This window comes from Nocardia sp. NPDC058497, assembly GCF_042720195.1.
Taxonomy (GTDB): domain Bacteria; phylum Actinomycetota; class Actinomycetes; order Mycobacteriales; family Mycobacteriaceae; genus Nocardia.
Map to the genome: position 1 here is coordinate 1 of NZ_JBHXMY010000069.1, position 12,514 is coordinate 12,514.

Genomic DNA, 12,514 nt, shown 5'->3' on the forward strand with positions numbered 1-12,514 from the left:
TAGCGCGATCCCGGCGATCGAGCACAGGACCACCGGGGACCTGGTGGCCACGCCGATGACGATGGCAATAGTGCACAGCGCCGGTGACCAGCGCAGCCACGGCGCGAGTTGTTCGAGTGTCGCGTCGTCGAGCCCGCGATAACCCTGCGCTTCGAGGCGACACCGCACCGCGGAACGGACAGGCATAGCCGCGACTCCCTATCTCGCCGCTACACCGGACGGTGATGCCCGACGGTCGGCGCGGCGTCGTGGTGGTGCGGCCAGGGCAGCATCCCGGGCACCCGACGCCGATAGTCGCGATATTGATCGCCGAGGGCGGCCGTCAGGTCGTGCTCCTCGAGTCGCACGGCGATCAGGATGTAGGCGGTCGTCGCGATCGCGAACAACAGGTGGCCTGCCGTCATCGTCGGCGTCGCCCAGAACGCGATGATGAAGCCGACCATGATCGGATGCCGAACCACCCGATAGAACATCGAGGTGCGAAACGGCAAGTCGGTGTAGGGCTCGCCGCGCCAGGCCAGATAGACCTGTCGTAGCCCGAACAGGTCCCAGTGGTTGATCATGAACGTCGAGGCCAGCACAATGGCCCAGCCGATCCAGAACAGCGCCCACAGTACGACCCGACCCGCCGTGGCCTGCACGTCCCAGACGATGTCCGGCATCGTTCGCCACTGCCAGTAGAGCAGGAACAGCGCCAGGCTGGCCAGCAGCACGTAGGTGCTGCGTTCGATGGTGGCAGGCACCAGCCGCGTCCACCAGCGTTTGAACGCCGGGCGGGCCATCACACTGTGCTGGACGGCGAAGAGCCCGAGCAGCGCCGCGTTGACCAGGACGGCCTCGCCGATCGACGCTGTCACCCCCGCGTCGACGGTGCGGGGAACCAGGAAATTGCCGACGAAGCCGATGGCGTAGAGAAATGCGCCGAGAAATGCCAGATAGCTTGCGGCACCGTAGAGGACTGTGAGATAGCGCATCATCTTGCCCTTCGCGTGGTGCTTGCGTGTCCCGGGGCCGTGCGGCGATGGCGCCCGTACGGGCATCTCCGGCCCGACTCGAGGTGCAATTCGCGCCGGGCAGATGGGAGCGCCGCGGACCGAAGATGGTCGGCGATCGTGGCGCCCGGATGGGCGAAATCGCAGGCTGTGCGTACGATTGCGCAGCCGTCGTTGCGGCTGATCATCTTTTCACGGTAGCCCGTGACCAGACCGGTTAACAAGGCTCCCGTCGGGCCGTGGGCCCGGGATTCGAGGCCGACGCCGCAGCACTTTGCTGCGACCCGACACGGTAGGGTGCCAAAGGTGAGTTCGGCGGTCAGACGCCCAGGGTGGCGCGCAGCAGCAGTGTTGGCGATGGCCGTGTCGATGACGGTCCTCGCTGGTTGTACCGCGAATCCACCACCGCCGATCGAGAGCACCGATTCGCCCAAGACCACCCAGGCGAAGCCGGGGAAGAACACGGTCGTGGTGGCGATCGACGACATCGGCATCGGCTTCAATCCGCATCTGCGCTCGGATCAATCACCCGCGACGAACGCGGTGAGCTCGATGGTGCTGCCGAGCCCGTTCCGGCCGGTGGCGGCGCAGGCGCATCCGACCGTGGTCGAGTGGATGCCCGACGCGTCGCTCATCGAGTCGGCGGATGTGACGGCCCAGGAGCCGTTCACCATCACCTACACCCTGCGCAACCAGGCCAACTGGTCCGACGGCGCCCCGATCGCGGCCGAGGACTTCCGTTTCCTGTGGCAGCAGATGACCACCCAGCCCGGCGTGGTCGATCCGGCGGGCTACCGGCTGATCTCGGACGTGGCGTCCTCCGGTGGCGGCAAGACGGTCACCGTGACATTGACCCAGCCGTATCCGGCCTGGCGCGAACTGTTCTCGAACCTGCTGCCCTCACACCTGGTGAAGGATTCCCCGGGCGGGTTCACCAGCGGCCTGGTCGACCGGATTCCGGTCTCCGGCGGCAATTTCACCATTAAGTCCGTCGACCGCGGTCGCGACGAGATCCTGCTCGAGCGCAACGACCGCTTCTGGGGTACCCCGGCCGCGCCGGACCAGATCCTGTTCCGCCGCGGCGGAACTCCCTCGCAGCTGGCCGAATCGCTGCGCACCGGTGACGCGCAGATGGCGCTGGTGCACGGCGGGGTGGCGACCCAGGCGCAGCTCGCGGCGATCCCCTCGGTGCGGACCAACATCATGCCGCAGGCCCGTGAACTGCAGTTGGCGCTCAACGGCCGCTCCGGCGACCTGACCGACGTGCGGGTGCGCAAGGCGGTGCTCGCCCTGCTCGATCCGGCGCTGCTGGCCACCGTCGGCGCGCAGACCGGCGGCTGGGTGGAACCCGCACGCGCGCAGGTCCTTCCGCCGTCGAGCCCCGGCTACACCCCGACCGCGCCGCCGCGCCCGAGCACCGAGGAGGCGTTCGCGCTGCTGGCCGAGGCCGGTTTCGGGCGCGCGCCGGAGACGCCGCAGACCGGTTCGCCGACCTCACCCGCGCCGCGCCCGCGCTCGGTCGCCCGCAACGGCAAGGGGCTCTCGGTGCGGATCGGCGCCGTCATCGAGGACGCGCAGGCACTCGCCGTCGCGAACACCGCCGCCGACCAATTGCGCAGCGCCGGTATCGAAGCCACGGTCCGCGGCTTGCCCGCCGACGAGCTGTACGGCAAGGAACTCACCGAGTCGGGGATCGACGCGATCGTCGGCTGGGAGCTGGCCGGTGACGATCCGGCGACCGTGCTCGCCTCGCGCTACGGCTGCCCGCCGGTGGAGGTGGCGGGCGCCGACAGCAAGTCGCTGGCCGCCGCCGAGGCATACCGCAAGGCGCCCAGCAATATCGGTGGCGTGTGCGATCCGGCCCTGCAACCCTCGATCGACCAGGCGCTGCGCGGTATCGACGTGCCACGCATCCTGACCGAGGCCGAACCCCGGCTGTGGGAACTGTCGACCGTGCTGCCGATCGTGCAGGACAATGTCGTCGCCGCGGCGGGCCCGCGGGTGGACGGTGTGTCGCTGTCCGGGGCGATCCAGGTCGGCATCTTCGGAGATACGGCGCAATGGCGGAGGCTCCCGTGACGCGATCCCACCGTGGCACCGGCGGTCTGCTGCTGGTGCACGCCCACCCCGACGACGAAACCCTCACCACCGGCGGCACGATCGCGCACTATCGCCGCCGCGGCGTTCCGGTCACCGTGGTGACCTGCACGCTCGGCGAGGAAGGCGAGGTCATCGGCGAGCGCTGGGCGGGCTTGATCGCCGGCGAGGCCGACCAGCTCGGCGGGTACCGCATCGCCGAACTCACCGCCGCGCTGGCCGCGCTGGACGCGGGCGAGCCGTGGTTCCTCGGCGGCGCGGGCCGATGGCGCGATTCCGGCATGGCGGGCACGCCGTCGGCCGAGCATCCGCGGGCCTTCGTGAACTCCGGTGACGCCGCGGTCGACGCGCTCGTCGCGGTGCTGCTGGAACTGCGCCCGCGCGTGGTCGTCACCTACGACCCGCGCGGCGGCTACGGCCACCCCGACCACATCCGCGCCCACCAGATCACCACCGACGCCGTCGCGGCGGCCGCCGAGCAGGGCTGGGACGTCCCCAAGTTCTACTGGACCGTCACCGACGGCGACCTGCTGCGTCAGCACACCGCCGCCCTCGCCCGCCGCACCGTCGATGAGCTGCCCGGCGCGCTGCCGGCGGGCTGGCGGTTGCCGATCGAGGCCGAGCTGGCCGCGATGTCGACCAGCGGCGTGACCACCGTGGTCGACGTGTCCGACGCGGTCTCGGCCAAGCGGGCCGCGATGCGCGCGCACGCCACCCAGGTCACCGTCGCGCCCAGTGGCCGGGAGTTCGCCCTGTCCAACAACATCGCGCTGCCGGTCCTGCCGGAGGAACACTTCACCCTGGTGCGCGGCGCGCGTGGCCAGGTCGGGGCGGACGGGTTCGAGCACGATCTGTTCGCCGGTCTGGAGTGAATAGACTCGCCGCCATGGTGACCGACTCCGATCAGCCCGCAGGCACCCCCACCGCCGTGCTGCGGTCCGTGCGCCTGCCCGCCCGACTCGACCCGGTGCTCTCGGGTCTGATCGTCGTTCTGCTGCTCGTCGACGCGCTGATCACCCTGGCACTCGAGGTGCTGTTCCTGCCGCTCTATCTCGGCACTCTCGCGTTTCCGGTGGCCGCGCTGCTGGCGGCGCCGATCAACGTTGCCCTGGTCTACGGCATGGAATCGGTGACCGACCGGCTCGGCTTCACCTTCGCCCCGATCGTGGTGTGGGTCTTCGGATTCCTCGTCGCCTCCTCGCGGGGGCCCGGCGGCGACGTGCTGCTCGGCAGCGACGGACGCACTCTGCTCCTGCTGGCCTGCGGTGTGCTCGCGCCGCTCGCCTACCTCTACTACCGCGCCAACTTCGGCCTGTTCCGGTCGAGCTGAGGTCAGCCGCGCCGGGTTTCGGCGCCGTCCAGGATCAGATCGATGGCCTGGGCGAACCTGCTGACCACCCCGGCCGCCGCTTCGGCCACGACCTGCGGACGCTGGTCGACGTAGCGCCGGTGCAGGCGCGGGTACTTCGTCGACGCGGCGGCGCTGGCGGCCATCACCTGGTCGACCCACTGCTGGGTGGGCAGCCCGCTGCGGGCGACGGTCATCAGCATCGCCGCTTCGTTGGCGCAGGAGCCGACGATGAACTGGAAGACCGTGTTGGTGGTGATGTCGACGACGTCGTCGTCGAAGCCGCCCGCCTCCACGATGGCCAGCATCGAGTCGGTCAGCCGCATCATGTTGGGGCCCAGGTAGGTCAGGGCCGCGTTGCTGAGCACGATCGTGATCCACGGGTGCGCCAGCAGGGTCGCGCGCAGGGCGTCGGCCTGCTCGTGCATCGGCGCGCGCCAGTGCCGCGGGTCGGGCCGCGGGACCTTGACCTCGCCGATGACCTGGTCGACGACCAGTTCCAGTAGTTCGTCCTTGTTCGCGACGTGGGTGTAGAGCGAGGTCGCGCCCGCGCCGAGCCGTGCGCCGAGTTTGCGCATGCTCAGCGCGTCGAAGCCCTCGGCGTCGAGCAGGCTGATCGCCTCGGCCACGATCTGATCCCGGCTCAGGGCGGGCTGGTCGCGTCGTTCGCGGGTGGGCCTGGTCCAGACCGATGCGATCTCGTTCGAGTTCGTGCTGGCCGCGGCCATCGCTCGCCTCCTCCGGTGGGTGATCACGTGCACTGTACGGACATCGTACAACGTTCCTCTTGCGAACATCGTGCGCTTGATCGTACAGTGTTCGACATACCCGCACGGCGTGCGGAGAACTTCGAGAGGAGAGCGCGATGCTCACAACGACTTCCGCGGACGAGAGGGTCCGCAATCCCCGCCGCTGGCTGATCCTGATCGTGCTGTGCCTGAGCTCGCTGGTGCTGATCGTGGACAACATGGTCCTCACCGTCGCCATCCCGCAGATCGCCACCGACCTCGGCGCGAGTTCCCAGCAGATCCAGTGGATCATCGACGCCTACCTGCTGGTGTTCGCCGGCCTGCTGCTCACCTCGGGCAGCCTGTCGGACCGGTTCGGCCGCAGGCTGGTGATGGTGATCGGCCTGGTGCTCTTCGGCGGCGCGTCCCTGCTGGCCGCCTACGCGGACAGCGCCGAGCTGCTGATCGCGGGCCGTGCGCTGATGGGCATCGGCGGCGTGCTGATCATGCCGAGCACGCTGTCGATCCTGATCACCGTCTTCGACGACGACGAGCGGCCCAAGGCCATCGGCGCGTGGAGCGCGGTGGCGACGGTCGGCATGGTCGGTGGCCCGGTCGTCGGTGGTGTGCTGCTCGATCACTTCTGGTGGGGTTCGGTGTTCGTGATGAATGTGCCGATCGCCGCGGTCGCCATCGTGGCCGCGCTGGTGCTGATGCCGGAATCCAAGGGGCCTTGGCGCAAGCCCGACGTCCCCGGCGCGCTCACCTCGATCATCGGCATGACCGCGCTGGTGTGGACCATCATCTCGGTGCCGCACGCGGGCTGGACCGACCGTGGCGTGCTGACGGGCTTCGCCGTGACCGTGCTCGCCCTGGGCGCCTTCGTGATTCGTGAACTGCGCACCGATGCGCCGATGGTTCCGCTGCAGCTGTTCCGCAATCGCACCTTCACCGGCTCCAGCTTCTCGCTGGTCCTGGTGACCTTCGCCAACGGCGGCCTGGTGCTCGTGCTCACCCAGTACCTGCAGTTCGTGCTCAGCTACTCGCCGATGGAGACCGCCCTGGCCTTCACCCCGATGGCGATCACCCTGCTCGTCGCCAACGGCATCGGCGCGGTGCTGGTCGGCAAGCTGGGCGCGCGGATCGTCACCATCGCGGGTCTGGTCGTCGTGGCCGCGGGCTTCGCGGTGCTGGCCACCCTCGACGCCGGTGCGAGCTTCACCCTGCCCGCCGTCGCGATGGCGCTGCTCGGCGCCGGTGGCGGTCTGGCGATGCCCGCCGCGATCGGCGCGCTGATGAGCGCGGTGCCCGAGGACCACGCCGGCGTCGGGTCGGCGCTCAACGACACCATCCAGCAGGCGGGCGCTGCCCTCGGTGTGGCGGTGCTCGGTGCGGTGCTGGCCGGTACCTTCGCCGGCGCCATGCCGGATTCGGCGCCCGCCGCGGCCAGGGAATCGATCGCGGGCGCGGTCGGCACCGGCGACGACACCGTCATCGGGCTGGCCAGGGATGCCTTCTGCACTGCCATGCAGGTCACCTTCGGTGTCGGCGCCCTCGCCTCGCTGGCCGCGGCGGTACTCGCGGTCATCCTGATGCGCGACGCCAAAGCTGGTGCGGGCCAGGATGAACCGACGAAGGAAGCGGTCGCGGTCTAGTTACCGCAGGACACGCGACGGCCGGGAGTCAGCTGACTCCCGGCCGTTCGCCTATTCCACTTCGCTCAAAGCGAGGCGACCGTCGACGAATCGGATTTCGGTCGCTGCCACGGCCACCGCCCAGTCAATTCGAGCTGCAGCGAATAGCTGAGGAAGGTTCGCACCAGCACGATCAGCGCCAGCACGCCGACGCTGGTGAAACTCGGCGAGAGTGCGACGGATCGGATGATATCGGCGGCGACCAGGAATTCCAGCCCGAGCAGAATGGCCCGGCCGAGCCCGCGCCGGTAGCTGCGATAGGCACGGTCGAAGTCCCCGCGACCGGCCACCTCGCGGGCGAAGCGAATCGTGCCGATCAGTCCGCCGAGGACGATCGCGGCGACGCCCGCGGCGTCGAGCACCTTCCCCGCGGTCTCGATGATCTCGGTGAACTCCACGAACCGCCCTCCGTTCGCACCACAACACCTCTTAGGAGGCTACGCCGCGCCCACATCGGCAGCGGGTGGACACTCGGCGCGTCCGGCGTCCGGCGACTGGCGACCCGCTTGCCCGCGTCCGGCGATCGGCGACTGCCGACTGGCGACCCGCTTGCCCGCGTCCGGCGACTGCCGACCTGCGTCCGCCGACCCGCTTGTCCGCGAGCGGCGCCGGCGACTGCCGACTGGCGGCCGGTAGCGGCGACTGGCGGTCAGCGCGTGCCCCGCAGACCGGGCGTGACGGCGTCGATCAGCGCGACGGCCTGGTCGATGGGAATGTCGACCACCAAGTAGGCCTTCTTGCCCGCGGCGGTGGCGGCGACCACGGTGGCCAGGCCTGCTCGGCGCTGCCAGTAGGTGCGGCGGATGGTCCAGCCGATGATGCCGGGGGCCTCCAGGCAGTCGCGGTTGCGGTCGAGGCTGCCGCGGCGGGTGATCAGCCAGGTGGGGCCGGTGCTGCCGGGCAGTACGCGGTGGCCGAGGCTGCGGTAGCGGTCCTCGGCGAGCAAGGCATTGATGACGGCGAAGACGGCGGGCACCGACCAGATCCAGGTGGGCAGTGGACCGGTGGTCACGGCGAGGACGATCAGCACGGCGACCAGGATGCCGACCGGCCACGCGGCCTTCGTATAGCGGCGGCGACGCGCGGCCGGACCGTGCTGGATCAGGTCGATCGTGCCGAGTGTCGCCCCGGTAATCGGCTGCGGTGCATCGAGATTCGCGTGCTTCGCCACCATCGACGGTACGGCGGAGTGCACTGATTCGGGCTGGGGCGCCTGCCCTCCGACGCTCTGCCCACCCGGCATGCGGCGGGTGCGGAGTAGTTCGTCGAGGGTGCGTTCGACGGCGGTGCGTGGCGCCTGGGGCAGGATCTTCTGGCGTGGATTCTCCCCGGTCATGATCATTTCCAGCTGGGCGGCCTTGGCGGCGCGCAGCAGCAGGGGATCGTTGAGGGTCGCGCCGCGGAAGCGGGCCAGGTCGAGGGTGATCTGGCGGGTGGTGAACAGTCCGTGGCGCAGGTGCAGGGTGACGCCGTTGTCGATCACGCGAAGCCCGAACCAGGTGGCGAGGTACTGCGCGCACGCGGCGGCGCTCACCAGGATCACCGAGAGCATGATCAGTCCGGTGATGACGATCGCCGCGATCGATGCACTCTCGTCGTCGAGGTGTTGCACGGCAGCCGATCTCGACAGCACGTCGATGAGCCCGTACTGGGCGCCGATGCCCGCGATCGGCGCGACCACCGCCAGACCGGTCAGCGACAGCGGCGCATAACGCACCCACGCTGCCTGCCAGTGCCCGATCTCGATGCCCGCCTCGGCGGCGGTATCCGCAGGCGAGACATGATGCGCCACATCGGAATCAGTCTGACCGGGCACGTATTGTCCGGTGTGCGCGAGCAATTCGGCGCGCAGGGTGGGAATGCGGCTGATATCGAGCGCGTCGAGCTTGAACTCCTCGCCCTTGTCGGTCTGTTTCCCGGTGCCGATGGCCAGCACCGCCAGACCCAGCATCCGGTGCAGCAGATCGGCTTCCACATCCACCGACCGGATCCTCGGCCGCGGCACCGACAGCGTGCGCCGCTGCACGATCCCGCTGCGCAACTGCACGTGATCGGCGTCGATCCGATAGGAGGTGGTGAACCAGCGGGCGACGCCGTACGCGGCGACCAGCGTCACCGGGATCAGCGTCCACAGCGGATTGCCGCTGGTGGTGCCGACGATGACCGAGCCGAGCAGCACCGGAATGTATTTCATGATCTCGGTGATCGGATACACCAGCAGCATGCGCGGGTCGAGCCGCTGCCAGTCGGTGAGCTGCGGCGCGGACTCGGTCACGTCGCGTCCCCGCGGTGCTGGGCGGCGATGGCGGCCAGCCGGGCCACGGTCTGCTCGGCGGCAGGCAGATCGAGCGCGCTGATCTTCACCGCGCCCGCCGAGGACGCGGTGGTGACGGTGACGGTGGCCAGCCCCAGCATCCGTTCCAGCGGCCCGCGCTCGGTGTCGACGGTCTGCACCCGCGAGATCGGCGCGACCCGCGACTCCTGATCCAGCCACCCGACCCGCGTGTACACCGCGTCGTCGGTGACCTCCCACCGATGCACCGCATACCGCCACAGCGGTACCACGACCACACCCAGCACCGCGAGCACGACGATCACCAGCCCCGCCGCCACCTGCCACCCGCGCCGGTCCCCGTCGAGCAGCACCCACACCGCGAGCGCCACGCACAGGATCCCGATCCCGATCGCGTTCTCCAGCGCCCACAGCAGCTTGGCCTTGGAACTCGGACGCCAGGCCGGTTCGGCCAGAATGGTGGAGCGCGGCAGCGACATGGTGCCATGGTTTCATGCGGCGGCGGTGAGTTCACCCCCTCGGGAATACGCGCGGTCGTGCGGAGGGTTGTCGTCCGACGAGGACGACCACCGCGTGCCCACAGCGGGCCCGTGACCAGCCGACCGCACGTTCGGGAAAGAAGTAGCGCATGATCGACGGGGTGACCGACCTTCCGAGCCCGAGCGTTCCCCTCCCGCCACCGTCCCCCGCCGCGATGCGCCGGGCGCTGCGCCGGGCACGCGACGGCGTCACCCTGAACGTCGACGAGGCCACTGTCCTGCTGCACGCCACCGGCGACGACCTCGCCGACCTGTGCGCGAGCGCGGTCAGGGTCCGTGACGCAGGACTGGAATCGGCGGGCCGCCCCCGCACGATCAGCTACTCGCGCAATGTGTTCATCCCGCTCACCAAGCTGTGCCGGGACAAATGCCACTACTGCACGTTCGTGACCGTGCCGGGCAAGCTGCGCGCCGAGGGCCACGGCATGTTCCTCGAGCCCGACGAGGTGCTCGAGATCGCCAGGCAGGGTGCGGCGCTGGGCTGCAAGGAAGCCCTGTTCACCCTCGGTGACCGGCCGGAGGACCGCTGGCCCGAGGCCGCGCAGTGGCTCGACGAACGCGGCTACGACTCCACCCTGGACTACCTGCGCGCCGTCTCCATCCTGGTGCTCGAGGAGACCGGCCTGCTGCCGCACCTGAACCCCGGCGTCATGAGCTGGGCCGAGATCGCCCGGCTCAAGCCGGTCGCGCAGTCGATGGGCATGATGCTCGAGACCACCTCGACGCGGCTGTTCACCGAGAAGGGGCAGTGCCACTACGGCAGCCCCGACAAGGACCCGGCCGTGCGGCTGCGCGCGATCACCGACGCGGGCAGGCTCTCGGTGCCCTACACCACCGGCATCCTGGTCGGCATCGGCGAGACGCTCACCGAGCGTGCCGAGTCGATCATGGCGATCCGCAAGCAGCACCGCGAGTTCGGGCACATCCAGGAAGTGATCGTGCAGAACTTCCGCGCCAAGGACGACACCGCCATGCGCGATGCCCCCGACGCCGATGTCGCCGAGTTCCTGGCGACCGTCGCGGTCACGAGACTGCTTCTCGGACCGGATGTTCCGGTGCAGGCACCGCCGAACCTGGTCTCGCACAGCGATTGCCGCGCCCTGATCGACGCCGGCATCGACGACTGGGGCGGGGTCTCGCCGGTGACGGTCGACCACGTGAACCCCGAGCGTCCGTGGCCGAACCTGGACACCCTGCGCGCGATCACCGAAGCGGCCGGGTTCACCCTGGTCGAGCGCACCTCCGCGCATCCGAAGTACGTGCGGGCCGGGCACCCGTGGATCGATCCGCGTATCGGCGCGCACGTCGCCGCGCTCACCGATCCGGCGACCGGTCTGGCCAGGCCCGACGCCCTGCCGGTCGGCCTGCCGTGGCAGGAACCCGACGAATCATGGGACTCGGCGGGCCGCGTCGACCTCAACACCGCCATCGACACCGAGGGCCGTAACACCGACAGCCGCAGCGATTCCGGGCTCGGTCAGGAGGTCGTCGGCGCGTTCGGCGACTGGGAGACCATCCGCGAACACGCCCGCGACCTGGCCGTCACCGCGCCGGAGCGGCTCGATTCGGACGTGCTCGACGCCCTGCGCGCCGCCGAGAAGGACCCGGCCGGACTCACCGACGACCAGTATCTCGCACTGGCCACCGCCGACGGCGTGAACATGGATGCCATCGCGGCACTGGCCGATTCGCTGCGCCGCGAGGTCAACGGCGACGACGTCACCTACGTCGTGAACCGGAACATCAACTTCACCAACATCTGCTACACCGGCTGCCGGTTCTGCGCGTTCGCCCAGCGCAAGGGCGACGCCGACGCCTTCACCCTGAGCACCGACGAGGTCGCCGACCGCGCCTGGGAGGCACACGTCGACGGCGCCACCGAGATCTGCATGCAGGGCGGCATCGACCCCGAACTGCCCGTCACCGGCTACGCCGATCTGGTCCGTGCGATCAAGGCCCGCGTCCCGTCGATGCACGTGCACGCGTTCAGCCCGATGGAGATCGTCAACGGCGCCTCCCGCGGCGGCCAGAGCATCCACGACTGGCTCTCGGCGCTGAAAGAGGCCGGGCTGGACTCCATCCCGGGCACCGCGGCCGAGATCCTCGACGACGAGGTCCGCTGGGTCCTCACCAAGGGCAAACTGCCCACCTCGGCCTGGATCGAGGTGATCACCACCGCGCATCGACTGGGCATCCCGTCGAGCTCGACGATGATGTACGGCCACGTCGACAACCCCAAGCACTGGGTGGGCCACCTGCGCGTCCTGCGCGGCATCCAGGACGAGACCGGCGGCTTCACCGAGTTCGTCCCGCTGCCGTTCGTCCACCAGAGCGCCCCGCTCTACCTGGCGGGCGCGGCCCGCCCCGGCCCGACCAACCGCGACAACCGCGCGGTGCACGCCCTGGCCCGCATCATGCTGCACGGCCGCATCGACAACATCCAGACCAGCTGGGTCAAACTCGGCACCGTCGGCACCCAGATGATGCTCACCGGCGGCGCCAACGACCTCGGCGGCACCCTGATGGAGGAAACCATCTCCCGCATGGCCGGCTCCCAGCACGGCTCGGCCAAAACGGTAGCCGAACTCACCGAGATCGCGACAGGCATCAACCGCCCCGTCCGCGAACGCACCACCGTCTACGGAACCGTGGAGGCGAAACCCGTCGCCCTACCCCTGACCGTCAGCTGACGGCGAAAGATCAGGCGGCATGGCCCGGAGCGGCGGTAAAAGCCACCCCCGCATAAAAAAACCCCCCCCCGGGGGGGCCCGCGCGGCCGCCCGGGGCGCCCCCGGGGGCGCGCCCCCCGCGGCGCCTCGGCGC

At 69.8% G+C, this 12,514-nt stretch carries 11 protein-coding genes; 5 read left to right on the plus strand and 6 right to left on the minus strand.

Features of this window, described 5'->3' with window-relative positions:
• Together ACFWPJ_RS07665 and mddA are read right to left on the minus strand one after the other, a co-directional pair.
• Nucleotides 1-186 (minus strand): hypothetical protein (locus tag ACFWPJ_RS07665; RefSeq protein ID WP_378848492.1); only part of this gene is annotated, 186 nt, incomplete at its 3' end.
• A gap of 23 nt (nucleotides 187-209) precedes the next feature.
• Complete coding sequence (gene mddA, locus ACFWPJ_RS07670; protein ID WP_378848495.1) at nucleotides 210-977, minus strand: methanethiol S-methyltransferase; 768 nt, start codon at nucleotides 975-977, stop codon at nucleotides 210-212.
• A 372-nt stretch (nucleotides 978-1,349) separates the two neighbouring features.
• Here mddA and ACFWPJ_RS07675 point away from each other — a divergent pair, with 372 nt between their 5' ends.
• From ACFWPJ_RS07675 to ACFWPJ_RS07685, 3 genes are read left to right on the plus strand one after another with little or no spacing between them, the layout of a single operon-like run.
• Entirely contained in the window at nucleotides 1,350-3,071 is a 1,722-nt protein-coding gene (locus ACFWPJ_RS07675; RefSeq protein ID WP_378848498.1) for an ABC transporter family substrate-binding protein, read from the plus strand.
• On the plus strand, nucleotides 3,053-3,961 hold the full coding sequence (mshB, locus tag ACFWPJ_RS07680; RefSeq protein ID WP_378848501.1) for an N-acetyl-1-D-myo-inositol-2-amino-2-deoxy-alpha-D-glucopyranoside deacetylase: 909 nt from the start codon (nucleotides 3,053-3,055) through the stop codon (nucleotides 3,959-3,961). The genes ACFWPJ_RS07675 and mshB overlap by 19 nt, the downstream gene beginning before the upstream one ends.
• A 14-nt stretch (nucleotides 3,962-3,975) precedes the next feature.
• Nucleotides 3,976-4,419 (plus strand): hypothetical protein, encoded by a 444-nt coding sequence (locus ACFWPJ_RS07685; protein WP_378848504.1) that lies wholly within the window; start codon nucleotides 3,976-3,978, stop codon nucleotides 4,417-4,419.
• 2 nt (nucleotides 4,420-4,421) lie between these two features.
• Here ACFWPJ_RS07685 and ACFWPJ_RS07690 read toward each other — a convergent pair whose 3' ends face one another.
• Nucleotides 4,422-5,165: a TetR/AcrR family transcriptional regulator gene (locus tag ACFWPJ_RS07690; RefSeq protein WP_378848507.1), complete on the minus strand. Its 744-nt coding sequence runs from the start codon at nucleotides 5,163-5,165 to the stop codon at nucleotides 4,422-4,424.
• A gap of 137 nt (nucleotides 5,166-5,302) precedes the next feature.
• On the opposite strand from ACFWPJ_RS07690, the gene ACFWPJ_RS07695 reads away from it, so the two are divergent.
• A complete protein-coding gene (locus tag ACFWPJ_RS07695; RefSeq protein WP_378848509.1) occupies nucleotides 5,303-6,820 on the plus strand; it encodes an MFS transporter in 1,518 nt (505 codons plus the stop codon).
• A 65-nt stretch (nucleotides 6,821-6,885) separates the two neighbouring features.
• Here ACFWPJ_RS07695 and ACFWPJ_RS07700 read toward each other — a convergent pair whose 3' ends face one another.
• From ACFWPJ_RS07700 to ACFWPJ_RS07710, 3 genes are all read right to left on the minus strand, one after another.
• Nucleotides 6,886-7,257, minus strand: coding sequence for a DUF1622 domain-containing protein (locus tag ACFWPJ_RS07700; RefSeq protein ID WP_378848511.1), 372 nt, complete (start codon nucleotides 7,255-7,257; stop codon nucleotides 6,886-6,888).
• Between the two features lie 251 nt (nucleotides 7,258-7,508).
• Entirely contained in the window at nucleotides 7,509-9,083 is a 1,575-nt protein-coding gene (locus tag ACFWPJ_RS07705) for a PH domain-containing protein (protein ID WP_378848532.1), read from the minus strand.
• A gap of 47 nt (nucleotides 9,084-9,130) precedes the next feature.
• A complete protein-coding gene (locus ACFWPJ_RS07710) occupies nucleotides 9,131-9,631 on the minus strand; it encodes a PH domain-containing protein (protein WP_378848513.1) in 501 nt (166 codons plus the stop codon).
• A gap of 149 nt (nucleotides 9,632-9,780) precedes the next feature.
• On the opposite strand from ACFWPJ_RS07710, the gene ACFWPJ_RS07715 reads away from it, so the two are divergent.
• Nucleotides 9,781-12,381, plus strand: a complete 2,601-nt coding sequence (locus tag ACFWPJ_RS07715; protein ID WP_378848516.1) for a bifunctional FO biosynthesis protein CofGH — start codon at nucleotides 9,781-9,783, stop codon at nucleotides 12,379-12,381.
• The last annotated feature ends 133 nt before the right edge of the window (nucleotides 12,382-12,514 follow it).